Annotated in this window: 15 protein-coding genes and 1 riboswitch; of the genes, 4 read left to right on the top strand and 11 right to left on the bottom strand. The window is 35.1% G+C overall.

All coding sequences use genetic code 11. From position 1 onward, the window contains the following. Positions 1-29 precede the first annotated feature (29 nt). Positions 30-1,088 carry an NAD(P)-dependent alcohol dehydrogenase gene (locus ACONDI_RS09265; RefSeq protein WP_241080947.1) on the bottom strand — a complete coding sequence of 353 codons (1,059 nt, stop codon included), beginning with the start codon at positions 1,086-1,088 and terminating at the stop codon, positions 30-32. Positions 1,089-1,306: 218 nt separating this feature from the next. Here ACONDI_RS09265 and ACONDI_RS09260 point away from each other — a divergent pair, with 218 nt between their 5' ends. Beyond that, entirely contained in the window at positions 1,307-2,503 is a 1,197-nt protein-coding gene (locus ACONDI_RS09260) for a cation:proton antiporter (RefSeq protein WP_241078257.1), read from the top strand. Positions 2,504-2,506: 3 nt separating this feature from the next. Here ACONDI_RS09260 and phoU read toward each other — a convergent pair whose 3' ends face one another. The 7 genes from phoU to ACONDI_RS09225 form a co-directional block, all read right to left on the bottom strand. Beyond that, positions 2,507-3,157 carry a phosphate signaling complex protein PhoU gene (gene phoU / locus ACONDI_RS09255; RefSeq protein WP_241078256.1) on the bottom strand — a complete coding sequence of 217 codons (651 nt, stop codon included), beginning with the start codon at positions 3,155-3,157 and terminating at the stop codon, positions 2,507-2,509. Between the two features lie 14 nt (positions 3,158-3,171). After that, complete coding sequence (pstB, locus tag ACONDI_RS09250) at positions 3,172-3,948, bottom strand: phosphate ABC transporter ATP-binding protein PstB (protein WP_241078255.1); 777 nt, start codon at positions 3,946-3,948, stop codon at positions 3,172-3,174. A gap of 13 nt (positions 3,949-3,961) precedes the next feature. Beyond that, the gene (gene pstA / locus ACONDI_RS09245; RefSeq protein ID WP_241078254.1) at positions 3,962-4,891 is read right to left on the bottom strand and encodes a phosphate ABC transporter permease PstA; all 930 of its coding nucleotides are present in this window, start codon (positions 4,889-4,891) and stop codon (positions 3,962-3,964) included. Beyond that, positions 4,892-5,809: a phosphate ABC transporter permease subunit PstC gene (gene pstC, locus ACONDI_RS09240; RefSeq protein WP_241078253.1), complete on the bottom strand. Its 918-nt coding sequence runs from the start codon at positions 5,807-5,809 to the stop codon at positions 4,892-4,894. It abuts the gene before it with no gap. Between the two features lie 149 nt (positions 5,810-5,958). After that, the gene (locus ACONDI_RS09235; protein ID WP_241078252.1) at positions 5,959-6,876 is read right to left on the bottom strand and encodes a phosphate ABC transporter substrate-binding protein; all 918 of its coding nucleotides are present in this window, start codon (positions 6,874-6,876) and stop codon (positions 5,959-5,961) included. A 329-nt stretch (positions 6,877-7,205) separates the two neighbouring features. Beyond that, positions 7,206-9,002, bottom strand: coding sequence for a HAMP domain-containing sensor histidine kinase (locus ACONDI_RS09230; protein WP_241078251.1), 1,797 nt, complete (start codon positions 9,000-9,002; stop codon positions 7,206-7,208). A 34-nt stretch (positions 9,003-9,036) separates the two neighbouring features. Continuing rightward, complete coding sequence (locus tag ACONDI_RS09225; RefSeq protein WP_241078250.1) at positions 9,037-9,804, bottom strand: response regulator; 768 nt, start codon at positions 9,802-9,804, stop codon at positions 9,037-9,039. Between the two features lie 221 nt (positions 9,805-10,025). Between ACONDI_RS09225 and rbr the strand changes: the two genes are divergently transcribed. Then, on the top strand, positions 10,026-10,598 hold the full coding sequence (rbr, locus tag ACONDI_RS09220; protein ID WP_241078249.1) for a rubrerythrin: 573 nt from the start codon (positions 10,026-10,028) through the stop codon (positions 10,596-10,598). Positions 10,599-10,715: 117 nt separating this feature from the next. On the opposite strand, the gene pssA is transcribed toward rbr, so the two are convergent. Next, the gene (gene pssA / locus ACONDI_RS09215) at positions 10,716-11,462 is read right to left on the bottom strand and encodes a CDP-diacylglycerol--serine O-phosphatidyltransferase (protein WP_241078248.1); all 747 of its coding nucleotides are present in this window, start codon (positions 11,460-11,462) and stop codon (positions 10,716-10,718) included. A 264-nt stretch (positions 11,463-11,726) separates the two neighbouring features. Next, positions 11,727-11,911: riboswitch (cobalamin riboswitch) on the bottom strand. A 310-nt stretch (positions 11,912-12,221) separates the two neighbouring features. Between pssA and tnpA the strand changes: the two genes are divergently transcribed. Both tnpA and ACONDI_RS09205 read left to right on the top strand, forming a co-directional pair. Next, positions 12,222-12,623: an IS200/IS605 family transposase gene (gene tnpA / locus ACONDI_RS09210; RefSeq protein WP_241078247.1), complete on the top strand. Its 402-nt coding sequence runs from the start codon at positions 12,222-12,224 to the stop codon at positions 12,621-12,623. Between the two features lie 4 nt (positions 12,624-12,627). Continuing rightward, entirely contained in the window at positions 12,628-13,677 is a 1,050-nt protein-coding gene (locus ACONDI_RS09205; RefSeq protein ID WP_241078246.1) for an RNA-guided endonuclease InsQ/TnpB family protein, read from the top strand. Between the two features lie 205 nt (positions 13,678-13,882). Here ACONDI_RS09205 and ACONDI_RS09200 read toward each other — a convergent pair whose 3' ends face one another. Both ACONDI_RS09200 and ACONDI_RS09195 read right to left on the bottom strand, forming a co-directional pair. Continuing rightward, a complete protein-coding gene (locus ACONDI_RS09200; protein WP_241078245.1) occupies positions 13,883-14,836 on the bottom strand; it encodes a GGDEF domain-containing protein in 954 nt (317 codons plus the stop codon). 6 nt (positions 14,837-14,842) lie between these two features. Further along, entirely contained in the window at positions 14,843-15,961 is a 1,119-nt protein-coding gene (locus tag ACONDI_RS09195) for a cobalamin B12-binding domain-containing protein (RefSeq protein WP_241078244.1), read from the bottom strand. Between the last annotated feature and the right edge of the window lie 164 nt (positions 15,962-16,125).

Genomic DNA, 16,125 nt, shown 5'->3' with positions numbered 1-16,125 from the left:
AATTCTGAAATTTGACATTTGACAATTAACTAGTCTATAGTTACTACTGGTTTGATTAAGTCTCGTGGTTTATCTTTCATTAACTTAAATGCTTCTTCAATATCTTCAAACTTATTGTAATGATGAGTGATAAGCTTTTCTGGATTTAACCTGCCTGTTGTAACTAGATTTGCTAATCTTTCCATTCTAATGCGTCCCCCGGGACATAGTCCGCCCTTGATTGTTTTGTGGGCCATTCCATTTCCCCATGCTAAACGTGGTATGGGAAGTGATTCTCCAATGCTGAAGTAATTAATATTTGAAATATTGCCTCCGGGTTTTGTTATTTCAACTGCAGTTGTTAGTACATCGCTGTCGCCACCGGCAATGATAGTAGCATCAACGCCTTTACCATAAGTTAAACTGTCAATTTGTTCGCTTATTGGGACTTCTTTGTAATTAATTTGGTCAGTCATCCCAAAATCGCTAGCAACCTCAGCACAAACCTCTCTACTGCCAGCTCCAAATAGTCTAGATGCACCACGTAATTTGGCTCCAGCTATTGCCATTAGTCCTACTGGACCAATTCCTATTACTGCAACACTGTCACCAAATTCTATATCAGCCAACTCTGCACCGTGTAAGCCTGTGGTAACCATATCTGTTAACATTACAGCGGCTTCAGGACTGATCTCATCTGGAAGGTGAGCCAGGTTAAGATCTGCATCGTTAACGTGAAAATACTCAGAAAAAACACCATCCTTCAAGTTGGCAAATTGAAAGCCAAATAGCATGCCATTGGAGTGTTGATGATAGTTATCCTGAATATCAGTATTGTACCAATCCGGTGTGATGGCCGGAACTATAACTCTGTCTCCTGATCTAAAATCTTCAACTTTGCTTCCGACTTCTATGACTTCTCCCACTGCTTCATGTCCTAATACTAAGTTTTGTCTTTCGCCTATACCACCTTCATAGACGGTATGAATGTCTGAGGTGCATGGAGCTATAGCTATGGGGCGAAGAATGGCATCTCTTGGTCCTGCTTCTGGCTTTTCTTTGTCTATCCAAGCTGTTTCACCGATCTGTTTCATGACGAATGTTTTCATTGTAGCTACTTTTTGTGTTGTAGATGTTGTCATGATTTCACCTCCATTTTTAGTGTATCCAAAAGAGGGTATACTAAATGTAATAAAGTAAAATTGAAAGTAAGTTATACATAAAATAAAGGAGAAACGATTTCTGTTATAGAAAAGTTTAAATCATAAGCTTAAAATGATGAATTTTGATATATAATGAATTAAATATTTAGGTGAGGGGAGTTAGTATGATTGGGGAAAGTACTGTCCTTGCAGCAGGTATTGTACTAATAGTGGGAATTATTGGAGGGAGGTTAGTAAATTATATAAAACTTCCCTCTGTTACCGGCTACATAGTAGCGGGTTTGATTGTTGGACCATCAGTTTTTAATATTCTCTCAGAGGATTTGTTAAATAGTCTAGAACCAGTAAATACTATGGCCTTGGGTGTTATTGCCATCACTATTGGTGGGGAGTTGACAGTAGATAGATTCAGGATGATAAAAAAGAAAATTCCTCCAATTTTCTTTGCTGAAATTTTTATAACTTTTGCTCTAGTAACTATTGTAATGTATGTGTTATCTGGGTCTGTTCCTTTGGCTATAGTATTGGGTGTTCTCTCACTAGCTACTGCTCCTGCTGCTATTATGTCAATTCTTAAAGAGTACAAAGCAAAAGGAGAGTTTTCTAGATTACTAATCTCTCTTGTTGCCCTGGATAATTTATTATGTATAGTGGGCTTTGGTATAGTGGTTTCAATGCTTAGGGTACTTTTTTATCAATCAATAGAACCTGAAAGTCACGTATTAATAGCGATATTTGGGGAGTTTTTACTTTCGCTGCTAATAGGTGTTGGTCTTGGCTTTATGTTGGTTTTTGTAAACAGATTTTCTTTTACCGAAGATAAATTATTAAGTGTTAATTTGGGGACAGTTCTTCTGGCTGTTGGATTTGCAGAGGTTTTTGATCTACCATCTTTATTAATTGCTATGCTTATGGGTATTACTGTTACGAATTTTTTACCAAACCCTCAGTTATTTTTTAAACTATTTCAAAGAGTTGAGATACCTATTTTGATTGTCTTTTTGACTTTGGCCGGGGCAAAGCTAAATTTAGGAATTATTGATCAAGTTGGTGTAATGGCTCTTGGTTATATTATTGCTAGATTAATAGGAAAAATATTTGGCTCTAGGATAGGGGCAATTTTTAGTAAAGATATGGAACCTTCATATCGCAAAAATATAGGTATTGCTTTGACTCCTCAGGCTGGGGTCGCAATTGGGTTGGCTGTACTTGCAGAAGATAAGCTGCCTGTTGAGGATGGTGTAATAATTACAATTATCTTATCCACTGTTATATTCTTTGAATTAGTCGGCCCTATATTAGTAAAAAAAGCACTTCAAAATTGTGAAGTGCTTGAAGAATGTGAAATGCTTGAAAAGTAATGGTCAAAACTTTTTCCTCTCTCCTGATACCATAAAAATTATCCATTCTGCAAGGTTGGTAGAATGATCTCCTATACGTTCAAGGCCACTGCTGATAAATAGCAATTGGGTGGCTTGATTGATGGTTTTCGGATCAGATATCATATATGTTATCAATTCAGAAAATATCTGACGGTGAAGGGAATCAATCTCATCATCGTCTTCTGGGATTTGATAAGCAGCGTCTACATTTTCATTAACATATGCATCAAGTGCTTTTTCAACCATTTGCTGTGTAAGTCCGGCCATTCTTGGTAGGTCTATTAAAGGCTTTATTAAAGGCTCGTTTAGCATATACAGTGTTTTCTTACAGATTGAAGAAGCATGATCTCCCATTCTCTCTAATTCGGTGATTATTTTTAGGGCAGTTCCTATTCTTCTTAAATCATTTGCCATTGGCTGGTGCTGTGCTATAATTCGTAGACACATTTGTTCAATCTCTAGCTCTAAATCATCGATAATATCATCTTTTTCTATTACTTTTTGGGCTAGTTCTTTGTCCTGGTTTTTTAATGCTTTGATTGAATCGTCTATAGCTTCTTCTACAGCACCTCCCATGGACAAAACTTTTGATTTCATTTCGTTTAATTCCTTATCAAAGTTAGCTCTTGCCATTTTATTTCCCCCTTTTAGCCAAAACGGCCGGTAATATAATCTTCGGTTTTGCTATCCTGTGGATGAGTAAAAATATTTCCGGTGTCTCCTACTTCTACCAACTTCCCCTCCAACAAAAATGCTGTTCTATCGGAAATTCTAGCGGCCTGCTGCATATTATGGGTTACAATAATTACAGTGTAATGTTTCTTTAGCTCAGATATAAGCCCTTCAATCCTGGTAGTAGAGACCGGGTCAAGAGCAGAACATGGTTCATCCATCAAAATAACTTCCGGCTTACATGCGAGGGCTCTTGCGATACATAATCTCTGCTGCTGTCCTCCGGATAATGACATGGCAGGGCTTTTAAGCCTGTCCTTAACTTCATCCCACAGGTATGCTTCCTGAAGACATTTTTTTATTAGTTCGTCTAAATTTTTATTAGAATCGTGAAGTCTTGGACCAAAGGCGATGTTGTCGTAGATAGATATAGGGAAGGGATTAGGTTTTTGAAAGACCATACCTACTTGTTTTCTAAGTTCAATCAAATTTATCTCATCGTGAAAAATATTTTTACCAAGGTAAGTTACCTTCCCTTGTGTTTTTGAGATTTCTACTAAATCAATCATTCTATTTAATATTTTTAGAAAACTTGACTTCCCACATCCTGATGGGCCTATTAATGCTAAGACTTCGTTTTGGTACACATTTAGGTTAATATCTTCTAGGGCCTGGGTGTTTCCATACCATAAGTTTAAATTTTCTATTTCAAAAACTTTTTTTTCATTTTGTTTTATATTTTGTTTAGTCATTACATTTCACTCCTTACCAGAGTTTATTTTTTCTTGATCTGTATCTGATGTATATTGCGACAGCGTTAACTAAAAGTACTATAGCTATTAGAACCAGTGCTGTGCCATATGCAAGAGGTCTTACAACAGCTGTTTGACTGTGCTGGGTCGAAAGAATATACAAATGATAGGGAAGCGCCATAAACCGATCAAACAAACTACCCGGCAAATATGGCAGAAAATAAGCGGCACCTGTCAAAATAATAGGAGCTGTTTCGCCTGCAGCCCTTGCAATGCTCAAAATACTGCCTGTAGCTATCCCTGGTAGTGCATAAGGCAAAACCTGATATCTAATAGTTTCCCATCTGGTAGCTCCAAGAGCTATAGATGCCTCTCTGAATTCTTGAGGTACGGCTTTTAAGGCTTCTTCACTTGCAGTTATGATTATTGGAAGGGACATCAAAGCAAGAGTTAAAGAAGCTGATAATAGTGAAGTGCCAAAGCCAATAGTTGCAGCAAAAATTCCAAGGCCAAAAAGTCCGTATACAATAGAAGGAACTCCGGCTAAGTTTCTAATGCTAAGCCTGATAAGTCTAACAAAAAAACCTTTGCCAGCCCATTCATGTAGATAAATTGCAGCACCAACACCTAGAGGAAGTGAAAATAATAATGTCAACAAAGATAGATAAACAGTGCCCATTATTGCTGAGTAGATTCCACCCTCAGTCATTTGTGACATAGGCATTTGTGTTATAAATTCGATAGATATAACTCCGGAGCCACCTTTAACGAGGATGCCAAGCAAAACTAAAACTGTTAATACAGCCGAAGAGGCAACAAAAGCAAAAATGCCAAAGTTTATTTTTTCTTTGATATTTTTTTTGGCAAATTGCCTGTGAGTCTCAAGGGAATGGGTGATTTGTGAAATATTTTTTGAATATTTCTTTTTTGATAGATTAGCCATTTAGCCATTCCCTCCTTTGAATCTATTTATAGCTAAATCAGCTATCAGGTTGATTATAAATGTTAAAACAAATAAAATTGCCCCTACAACAAAAAGTGAGTGGTAATGAATGCTTCCCCAGGGAACATCGGAACCTTCTATAGCTATTGTAGCTGTCAGAGTTCGTACAGAAGTCAAAAAGTCAGGAAATGGTATGCCATGAATATCTGTCATAGGCATAGCTAAAGAGTTACCTGTTGCCATTAGTACGGTCATGGTTTCCCCAATAGCCCTGCCAAAACCGAGCATTACTGCTGCAAGTATCCCTGATGATGCAGAAGGATAAGTTACTTTTTTTAGAACTTCCCATCTTGTTGCCCCCATTGCTATTGCTGCTTCTTTATACTCTTTAGGGACTGAGTTTAGTGCATCTTCAGAGATACTAATTATTGTGGGAAGGGCCATAACGCTTAACATTATAGAGCCAGTAAGAGCAGTCAAACCATTTGATAGACCAAATATCCTGGCAACTAAAGGCGCAACGGTAGTCAAAGCGATAAAACCTAGAACAACTGAAGGAAAAACAGCTAATGTCTCAATAGTGGTTTTTAGAATTTCCTGTATTTTTTTGGGGGCTATTTCAGAGATATATCCTGCAGTTACTATCCCCCAGGGGATACTTATAACCATTGCTCCAAATGCAACAATTAATGTACTTAATATTAAAGCAAGGGTTCCATACCCGGGGTCCCCTGAACTTGGCATCCACCTAGATTTGAACAAAAATTCTCCAAGACCTATTTCTTTAATTGCTGGGTATCCTTCGTTTAGCAGAAAGAAAAATATCATTAAGAGTATAATGATTGCCAGCGCACCATTTATTGTAAAATATAATCTTATCAATGAATTTTTAATCCTTAATGTTTTTGTGCTTTTCAAACACTTTCACCTCCATAAGAGATCACACAGCTTCAACAGAGCAATATTAAAATAAATTATTGCTCTGTTGAAATTAATGTAATATGGTTTTGTTAATACAATAGTAGCTTTAATACAATAGCCGTTATTGTTAGTTAATATTGAGCAGCCTAATATATTTCATCGAAAAGTTCTTCGTTAACCTCATGCATCTCTGGAGTCATCTGATAAAAACCAGCATCAACAACTAACTCCTGGCCTCTATCTGATAATACAAAATCAAGAAATTCTTTCACACTACCTTCAGGAACTCCATTGGTGTAGAAGTAGAGGGGTCTTGCTATTGGATAATTACCTTCATTTATGTTTTCTGCATCTAAAGGTGTGTAGTAATCAGAGTCCTCATCATAAGCTACGTTAATTGCTTTTACACCATCTACATAACCTACCCCATAATAACCAATACCAGATTTATCCTCATTTAGAGCATCATTTATGGCTGAGGAACCTGACATGAATTGTGCATCATCTGCCCAGTCTTCCCCGTCCATAACGTTTTCGTTAAAATAAACGTAGGTACCTGAATTGCTCTGACGACTATAAACAGTAATCTCTCCACCTTCATCCCATCCAAAATCTGACCAGTCAGTTACTGTACCGGTAAATATTTCTTTTAACTCTGCAAAGGTTAAGTCTTCTACAGGATTATCTTCATGTACTCCTACGGCAAGGCCGTCCTGTGCTACCAAAAATTCATATACATCTACATCATTTTCTCTTGCATCACCAATCTCTTCTTCTGTCATATCTCTTGAAGAACCAGCGATATCAACATCATCGTTTATTAGAGAAGCTATCCCAGTTCCTGAGCCTCCTCCTGTAACTGAGATATATTTTTCTGGATTTTCGTCCATGTAATTTTCTGCCCAGTTTTGATTTAGGTTAACCATTGTGTCTGAACCCTGGATTTCGACCATAGTATCTCTTTTGTCACCACTACCTGCATCGCCGCTACCACCACATCCGGCTGTAACTCCACCAATAACTAAAATGAAAACACCTATAAGCGCTGCTAAAATTTTTTTCATCAAAAAACCCTCCTCTTTATTGTTTGTCTATATAATAAAGGAGGGTTGTTATGGAAGAATTAAGCTTTTGTTAAGTTTGTGTTAAGAACAAAATATTGATTCTGGAGCAAAAAGTCTATTCACATAAGAAAAGTGTTTTTAATTGATACATCTAAGATTCGTCAACAGTCGAAATAAGGCTCCCTAATTAAGGAACTCATCCTGAGTTCAATTAGCTAATGACTTCCTGTCATTAGGCCTTATTTCTCCTGCTTTTTCATCAAGATGTATTGCAATTAAAAACAAAACTTTGTTCATATGACTTATTGCTCCAGAATCAATGTTTTTTATTAACTAATTTCCAAATAAAAATAAAACTCTGTCCCTTTGCCAATCTGGCTTTTAACTTCCAAAGAAGAATTGTGTGCTTCAATTATATGTTTTGCAATTGATAACCCAAGACCAGTCCCGCTGTGACTTCTTTCTATATCTCCAAATAGGTCATCTTTATAACGGGATTTTTCCAATCTGTAAAAACGTTCGAAGATCCTAGGAAGTTCTTCTTCTGGAATGCCCATTCCATCATCTTCAACAGAGATTTTTACATGAGTTCGGTTTTTATTTAACTCAGTTTTTAAAGTAACGGTAGTGTCTGAAGGGTTATGCTTGGCTGCATTATCAATCAAATTAGTCAATGCTTGTTGGATTTTATCCTTATCCATTAATACAGTTACTTCTTTAGATGGCAAAGTGCTTTTGATTTTGTAATTGTGTTTTGTCCATCTTTCTTTTGCTAGAGAGATTATGCGTTTAATCAAAGAATTTAGTTCTTCTTTGGCAGGCTGAACAAAGCCTGGTTTGGTTTCTAATTTTGACAAAATTGTCAAGTCATCTATTAGTCTCTTCATTCTTCTGGTTTCTTCTTTAATAATATCCAAAAACTCCTTATGCTGATGGTTATCTTCTGGGAATTCTTCATGCAGTGTTTCTATAAATCCCTGAACTGAAGTAAGTGGAGTTTTCAATTCATGGCTGATATTACTTATAAACTCTTTTCTGACCTGTTCTAATTTTGTAAGATCAGTGATGTTTTGTAGTATAATTACTGCACCGCCAGGTGTATTACTTTTTGGATGAAAAGGAGTAATGTATACTCTTAACACTTTATTATCTAAAATGATTTTCTGACTAACTTGAATGTTTTCTGTTAAGACTTTTTGAAGGTTATTATATAAAGTGTAGTTTCTAGTTACAGATATCAAAGGTCTATTTAACAAATCACCTTTAATTCTAAAAAGATTTTTAGCAGCCGGATTAATCAAAGTTATATTTTTGTCAGTATCTACACCTATAACACCATCTGGCATGTAATTTAACAATACTGCTAATTTATTTTTTTCTTCTGTCAAAGAGTCCATTAATTCTGAAAGATTAACTTTCATTTCATGAAAATGATGTGCTAGTTGTCCCACTTCATCCTTAGATTTGACAGGGAACTCATGGGAAAAATCACCTTTTGCAAGCTGTTTGCTCCATTTGGTCAAGCTATCAAGAGGATGTGTTATATTACGGGAAATAAGAGTTCCAAAGATCCAGGCGACAAATAATGTGAAAAGAACTGAAGATGTAATAAACAAAGCCATGTTAAACCTTGCTTCTTGGATCTGTTCTAGAGGAATTGCGACTCTAGATATAGCGTCTATCTCGTCACTATCAGGGGAGGAGACAGGATGGGCCACATACAACAAATCTTTATTTAATGTATTAGAATATCTTATATTAACACCAATTTTACCATCTAAGACGTCTTTTACTTCTGGTCTATCTATATGGTTGTCAGTTAATTCTGGGGCAGTTTCGGATTCGGCAAGTACCAAACCATCATTTCTAATTATAGTAAACCTAAAATCATCAGTTTTATCTTTTAAGTCAAGCACGTACTGCTGCAAACCTTCTTTATTTTCCAAATCATCTTTAATACTTACAGTTATCATACGAGCTTTTTGTGTCAACTGGTGCTCTAGATTGTCCATATAAAAATTATTAAAATAATAAAACAAATAAGCTGCAACAAAAACTAAAGAAAGTACAAGTAAAAAAATAAATGCAGTGTTTATTTTACCTTTAATCGAATTAAATATCTTCATTATAAAAACTCCAATTCATTGAAACTCCATTTCATTATTCTGGTTCTTTTAGTCTATATCCCACACCTCTTACTGTTTCAATGATCACCTTATTATATCCGGTTTCTTGTATCTTTTGACGTATATGTCGTATATGAACATCGACTGTTCTAGTATCACCTTCATAATCAAAACCCCATATTTTTTCTAACAATAGATCTCTTGTGAATACCTGTCCAGGGCTAGTTGCTAACAACATTAGCAGCTCAAATTCTTTTGGAGTTAAGTTTAAAAGGATATTAGCAATTTTGGCCCTGTATTTTTTGGGGTTTAATATTAGTGAGCCAACGATTATTTCATCATTATTGATTTCTGAACTAGATTCATTTTCACTTTTTTCTTTGCCTGTTTTTGCCTTGGATGATGTCTCGTTTTCTATAGCATTAATATGAAATTTGCTTCTTAGTTGAGCTTTGACGCGTGCTGTTAATTCTTTTGGACTAAAGGGTTTTGTGACATAATCATTTGCACCCATCTCAAGCCCGACTATTTTATCAGTTTCTTCATTTTTGGCTGTAAGCATAATAATTGGCAGGTATGGTTCTTTTTTATACTCTCTTGCCTTACGGCAAAAGTCAAGACCACTTATCCCGGGGAGCATTATATCTAAAACTACAAGATCAAAGTCATTTTGATATAATAGTTCTATAGCTTTGTCTCCACGGATCTCATGAGTTACTTGATAGCCTTCTTTTTCTAAATTATAGGTGACTAGCCTTGCTATGTGCTTATCATCTTCGACTAAAAGAATTTTTTCTGACAATTTTTATCACTCTTTCTTAAAATTAGTTATTTAATTTGAAATACCGGTTTTTATTTATTATCTCACAAAAATGTTAAGAGAAAATTAAGATTTAATAAATTAAAACAAAATTTTAAAATTTAATTCAAAAAAGTGATGGAGTGAACAAGGATTTTATATTAAAAATATCAAATATATATTAAGTGAAAATACTAGTACGTGAAAGGGAGAGGTGAAAACTTATGTCTATTAAAGGTACAAAAACAGAAAAGAATTTGTTAACCGCTTTTGCTGGAGAATCTCAAGCGAGAAATCGTTATGATTATTATGCCAGTCAAGCAAGTAAAGAAGGATACGAGCAGATTGCAGCTGTTTTTGAAGAAACAGCAAAACATGAAAGAGCACATGCTAAGCGATTATTTAAGTTTTTAGAAGGTGGCGAAGCAGAGATACAAGCTTACTTCCCTGCCGGAATTATTGGCACTACAGAAGAGAACTTGAAAGAATCAGCTAATGGTGAAAACCACGAGCACGCCGAAATGTACCCTGAATTTGCAGAAGTTGCCAAAGAAGAAGGGTTTAAAGAGATTGCTTCAGTGTTTGAAAATATAGCAATTGCTGAAAAGTACCATGAAGAAAGGTTTTTAGGTTTGCTTAATAACTTGAAAGAGAATAAAGTGTATGAAAAGCCTGAAGAAGTAACATGGAGATGTAGAAATTGTGGTTTTAACATTACAGGGAAGAAGGCTCCACAAGTATGCCCTGCTTGTGATCACCCACAAAAGTTCTTTGAGATGAGAGATTACAACTGGTAGAGATTAAATATTGCAAAATAGGGATTTCAATTAAGTTAAGGCCTCTCTTTGTTAGTTAAAGGGAGGCCTATTTTTTAGTAATAAAGGCTATTAGATGGCTATTAATATACCTGTTATTTACCGCTTAAATTTAATTTGAGAGTTTAGATTTGTAGGTTGAAAATGATTTAATATCAATGTTAGACCGCTTAAGTAGTATAAGATTAAAGTTATTGCCATAACAAAAGGATAGATTAGTACAATAACTCCAAATAAACTCACTAAAAGCAAGCTAAACCATTTTGAATATCTTAAGTTTGCATTATGACTTTTACTTTTTTTTACACTAAAAAAAGGTATTCTGCTTACCATTGATATAGACAAGGCTATTACTATCATAAAGAAAATAGATGGAGGGAAAACCGCATAATAAAAACTTAATAAAGCTAATAATCCTCCGGCTGTGGTGATTGGAAAACCACTAAAATTAGAATTGTTGTTGCTGCTTACATTAAATCTAGCTAATCTACATACGCCACATATTAAATAAATCGCTAGTATTAAAGAAACCCAATACGCATTATAAGGGAGGATAGTGTATGTAAATACAGCTGGTGCTACACCAAATGAAACAACATCACTTAAAGAGTCTAATTCTTTGCCAAAAGAGCTAGATACTCCAAGAATCCTTGCTACTTTGCCATCTAGAAAGTCTAAGAACATACATATAATAATTAATGTCAATGTAACTTTATATTGAGAATTTATTGTAAATATTATAGAGAAAAAGCCTAATACTAGATTGCTTAAAGTAATAACCGAGGGGATATTTCTTACTATAATATTTTTCGCATCGTGTAGTGTTAGCTTTTTAATTTTAATCACCCACCAAAATATTTAATATGTATTTCTTTTTATATACAATAATTGTTAAGTAAATAACTAATGAATTTAAACTATTAGAGATGTATATATGCTAAAAACCACATGAGATTGAAAATCGTTCTCAAACAGTTACTATTTCAATTGTATTCTATCTTAAAAGAATTTGTCAAGAAAAAAACTCCCCTGACAGGGAGTTAGTATTATCTATTTTATAATATAGCAAGTAAAATAGAATATAGTCACCTCCCCATCCTTCGTAGTTCTGCGGTGAACGCTAGTTAGGCAGGTCTCCTGGCTTGGGATCATTGGTTAGATTCGGCCTTCCCAGAGTGATACTCCAGTGGCATACTGAAAATAACCTTACCCTTACAGTGGCGGGACCGCTCAGGATTCTCACCTGATTCCCTTTTAACCTTATTAATAAAGGCACCTAACTCTTCGATATTAAATTTATAAAAGACCTAAAAGGATTAAAAAATTTATGTGTTTATAAATAATTCTAGCTTATTCACTTTATTCCTGCTTTAAAATTGCTAAATATGTAGTAAAAAAATAAAACGTAAAAAGTACTTTTCTATTAGCTGTAGTAATTTTTTTGGGATATCACTTGCCGGAATTAATATCCCATATACGAAAACTCCCTATATCCATTATTACAGTACAAGGGCGAAAAGCCCACGGTTTTAAATCGTGGGATGAAAGCCCATTTTTTTATAAATTATCGTTGCAGCACAAATAAAAAACATATACACTAGAGTTATGAAACAAGAATATAGAAGAACTAAAACAACCGTATCATTAATCAACTATCATTTTGTTTTCTGCCCAAGATATCGAAGAAAGATATTTTCAAATCAAAAGGTAGAAGAGCGATTTAAAGAAATTGTCCATGAAGTATGTATCGAACAGGAAATAGAAGTACTGGCAATTGAGTGTGACAAAGACCATACGCATTTATTTCTAAATGCTCTACCACAAATAAGTCCATCTCAAATTATGGCGAAAATAAAAGGGGTGAGTTCAAGAAAACTTCGTCAAGAGTTCAAACATTTAAAACATCTACCAAGCTTATGGACACGTTCTTTCTTCGTATCAACAGCAGGTAATGTATCAAGCGATACTATCAAAAAGTATGTCGAAGAACAAAAAACAAGAGGGTGAACTCATGGAAAAAACAGCGAAGATCAAACTACTACCAACAAAAGAACAAGAAAAACACCTGATAGATATATCAAAAGAATACATAAAAACCATTAACACACTAGTTTCTGAAATGGTCCAAGCTAAAAAATCATTAAAACTATCATCAAAAGATGTTAATGTATCAATGCCAAGTGCCGTCAAAAATCAAGCAATCCGTGATGCAAAAAGTGTTTATCGTAGATCAAAGAAGATAAAAAGAGTGCCTATCCTTAAAAAACCAATCTGTATATGGAACAATCAAAACTACAAAATCAAAGACAACATCATTGAATTTCCAGTATGTATCAATACTAAATCAAAGCGTATAGCCATAAAAGCCGTATTAACCGAATATCAAAAAGAGCTACTTAAAAACAAACTGGGCACACTGCGCATCACAAAGAAATCAAACAAGTGGATAGCCCAAATATGTGTAACACTACCAGACCCTAAACCTAAAGAAACAGATATAATAATGGGCGTAGACTTAGGCCTAAAATCTCCAGCAGTCGCAGTAACAAGTACCGGCAAAACAAAATTCACCGGTAACGGCAGACAAAACAAATATATCCGCAGAAAATTCAAAACAAAACGACGTAAATTAGGAAAAGCAAAAAAATTAAATGCCATCAAAAACCTCAACGACAAAGAACAGCGCTGGATGAAAGACCAGGACCATAAAATCAGCCGTAAAGTGGTTGACTTTGCAATAGATAATAAAGTTTCCACCATTAGATTAGAAAAACTATCTAATATCAGAACCACGGCAAGAACAAGCCGTAAAAACGAAAAGAACCTTCATGCATGGTCATTCTATCGTCTAGCATCATACATTGAGTACAAAGCAAAATTAGCAGGCATAGCAGTAGAATTTGTAAACCCTAAATACACCAGTCAAACATGTCCTGTATGTAAAATACTAAACCAAGCAAAAGATAGAAAATATCAATGCACCTGCGGTTTTAGTTCGCACCGAGACCGGGTAGCAGGGATGAATATCATCCATGCACCTGTGATAGATGGAGCAGCTTAAGCTGCAGTCTATCAGCCCATACTGCTATATGCACTGGTATGGGAAGGGTACTGGCATACCCTTAGCTTGGGAGCTGTCCAAAGCAGAAATGGATTGAGGACGGAAAGCTACCCAAGAATCCCACGCATTTATGCGTGTGGAGTGTCAAAGTTGGATATTGTACAGCGTTTCGATCTGTATGTATCCTGTATTTAGAAAATTAAACTTAGCAGTTTTTTTCTACTCTATTGCGTCCTTTTTCTTTTGCTATGTACATGGCAGTATCAGCTCTATTAAGTGCGGAGTCTGATGAATCATTTTCTTTGAGTTCTGTGACTCCAAAACTGGCGGTTATGGTCTTATCTAGTGAACTAAATTTGTGCTTCTCTAGGGCCTGCCTGATTTTTTCAGCATAGGCTATCCCATCTTTACAGCCGGTATGGGGTAAAAGAATTACAAATTCTTCCCCACCCAGCCTGGCTGGGAGATCTTCTTTTCTGGAATGCTCTTCTAATATTTTACCAAGATCAATGAGAACCTGATCTCCTATGCTGTGTCCCCAGTGGTCATTGATATACTTGAATTTGTCGATGTCTATCATTACAAGGGAACACGGCGTCTTGTGACGGCGTAGAGAGGATAAAGATTTTTCTAATGCTTCTATGAAACATCTTCTGTTGGAAATGTTAGTAAGAGGGTCAGTTCTTAATAAATTATTAATAGTGTTATTAGCTTTTTTTAGTTCAATATTCTTTTTATTCAAATCCCTGGTCATGTTGGAGAGCTCGTAATTTAATGTCGACATTTTAGCTATGATTTCCTCTCCTGTAAAGAAGTGTTTTTCACCAAATATTATATAATATTTCTTATCTTCAAATATAGCGCAGTCTATCAGATAAATGTTTTCCTGTTCATCGTAAAAGTTAAGTCTAGTTTTATGTGGACTTTCCTGAATTTCTTCCTTTAATTCTTTTAGAATATTTCCCTTTTCTTTTTTAAGATAGTTACTTAAAGGGATGGAGGTAGGTTTTTCTTTTAGGTTTAACAGCCGTAAAAATTCTTCATTGCAGTCCAAAATATTAAAGTCTTTATCCGTGGTAACTATAAAAGTAGTACTAATTTCCTGCAGATATTTTCTTAAACTTTCAGTGTATTGATTTATTAAAAAGTCCACTATCACTGTATTTTACCTCCAATCTTCCCACCATTTTGCTGCTAGAGCGATGGCTTCTTTGCCATTTGTTGCATAACCGTCGGCACCTGTTGCTTTCCAAAGTTCAGTATGTTCTGCAAAGATTTTTCCTCCTACCATGACTTTGATGTCCTTTAATTTTTCATTGGTTTTGATTTTTTGTATTAATTCTGATGTTTTATCGATATTAAAGGGCATAGCTACAGAAATTCCTAGTAGGAAAGGAGGTTCTTCAAGTAGTAGTTCAATTAATTCCTCGCCGGGGACATTAGCACCTAAATAATCTACATCCCATCCTTCTACTTCTAAAAGGTCTGCTATCATTCTGGCTCCAAGTTCGTGGTATTCATTAGGGCTAGCTGTAATCACTGCTTTTTCCTTTGTGTGCTCAATGAGTATAAATTTAGGGTATAGATTTGCCATAACTCTAGAAACAATGGCAGTAGCCAAATGCTCGTGGGCAGCTGATATCTCTCCCTTTTCCCATCTGAAGCCGATGTTGTACATGCTGGGTTGTACTACCTGGAGATAAAAGTTTTGTAAGTCTTCAGGGGAATTTACAGCTTTATCACCTATGTCCATACACTTTTTATGATCTCCTTCCATAAGGGCTAAATAAAAGTCTTGATTTGTCTTTTTCCAATTAGGAGATATCTCAATGGGAGGCTTTTCATCCAACCTAGCAAGTTCTATCATTTTCTCATGGCTTTCTTCATACCACTGATAGATCTCTAAAATAGAGTAGGTATTTTCAGGCTCCAAATATTTATTTACTGCTTCTTTCCAAGCTTTAAAAGTCCGGAGAAAATACTCAAAATTAAATCCTTGATTATGGTAAGTACGATAGACCCATGGAACTACAGTTAATAATAGCTCTAACTTATTCATTTTGAATAAGTTAGTCATAAATTCGGCGTGGTTTTGATGATTTTCTTCCATCAAATTAATAGGATTATTACCAGTGAGTTGATTGACATCATCTTGACTATTCATAATTTCATTTACTTCTGCTACAATTGCCTCTTTATTTTTTTCATAATCTGCGGCTGCAGCATATGAAATATCTGGTAAACTTTTAAGTTTTTCTCTTAGTTCTATTTTTATGTCTTTCATATAAAACTCCACCTTTGCACCAAGTTTGTTGGTTTGTGTTAATCATATTATCTCTATTGATAGCTTCTACAAAATAAGTTGTAAACCTCTAAATTTAGTTTCATTCTTAAAGGAATATTTGTAGCTCTCCAATAACCAAATTAACTAATAAACGCTGGCCTTAA

It is taken from the genome of Natranaerofaba carboxydovora (assembly GCF_022539405.1).
GTDB lineage: Bacteria > Bacillota > Natranaerobiia > Natranaerobiales > Natranaerofabaceae > Natranaerofaba > Natranaerofaba carboxydovora.
This window is presented reverse-complemented; position numbering and strand designations above follow the sequence as displayed.

Bases quoted from the DNA above. Each gene is read 5' to 3' on its own strand.
- ACONDI_RS09265 (WP_241080947.1), bottom strand. From the start codon at position 1,088: ATGAAAACATTCGTCATGAAACAGATCGGTGAAACAGCTTGGATAGAC.
- ACONDI_RS09260 (WP_241078257.1), top strand. From the start codon at position 1,307: ATGATTGGGGAAAGTACTGTCCTTGCAGCAGGTATTGTACTAATAGTG.
- phoU (WP_241078256.1), bottom strand. From the start codon at position 3,157: ATGGCAAGAGCTAACTTTGATAAGGAATTAAACGAAATGAAATCAAAA.
- pstB (WP_241078255.1), bottom strand. From the start codon at position 3,948: ATGACTAAACAAAATATAAAACAAAATGAAAAAAAAGTTTTTGAAATA.
- pstA (WP_241078254.1), bottom strand. From the start codon at position 4,891: ATGGCTAATCTATCAAAAAAGAAATATTCAAAAAATATTTCACAAATC.
- ACONDI_RS09235 (WP_241078252.1), bottom strand. From the start codon at position 6,876: ATGAAAAAAATTTTAGCAGCGCTTATAGGTGTTTTCATTTTAGTTATT.
- ACONDI_RS09230 (WP_241078251.1), bottom strand. From the start codon at position 9,002: ATGAAGATATTTAATTCGATTAAAGGTAAAATAAACACTGCATTTATT.
- rbr (WP_241078249.1), top strand. From the start codon at position 10,026: ATGTCTATTAAAGGTACAAAAACAGAAAAGAATTTGTTAACCGCTTTT.
- tnpA (WP_241078247.1), top strand. From the start codon at position 12,222: ATGAAACAAGAATATAGAAGAACTAAAACAACCGTATCATTAATCAAC.
- ACONDI_RS09205 (WP_241078246.1), top strand. From the start codon at position 12,628: ATGGAAAAAACAGCGAAGATCAAACTACTACCAACAAAAGAACAAGAA.
- ACONDI_RS09195 (WP_241078244.1), bottom strand. From the start codon at position 15,961: ATGAAAGACATAAAAATAGAACTAAGAGAAAAACTTAAAAGTTTACCA.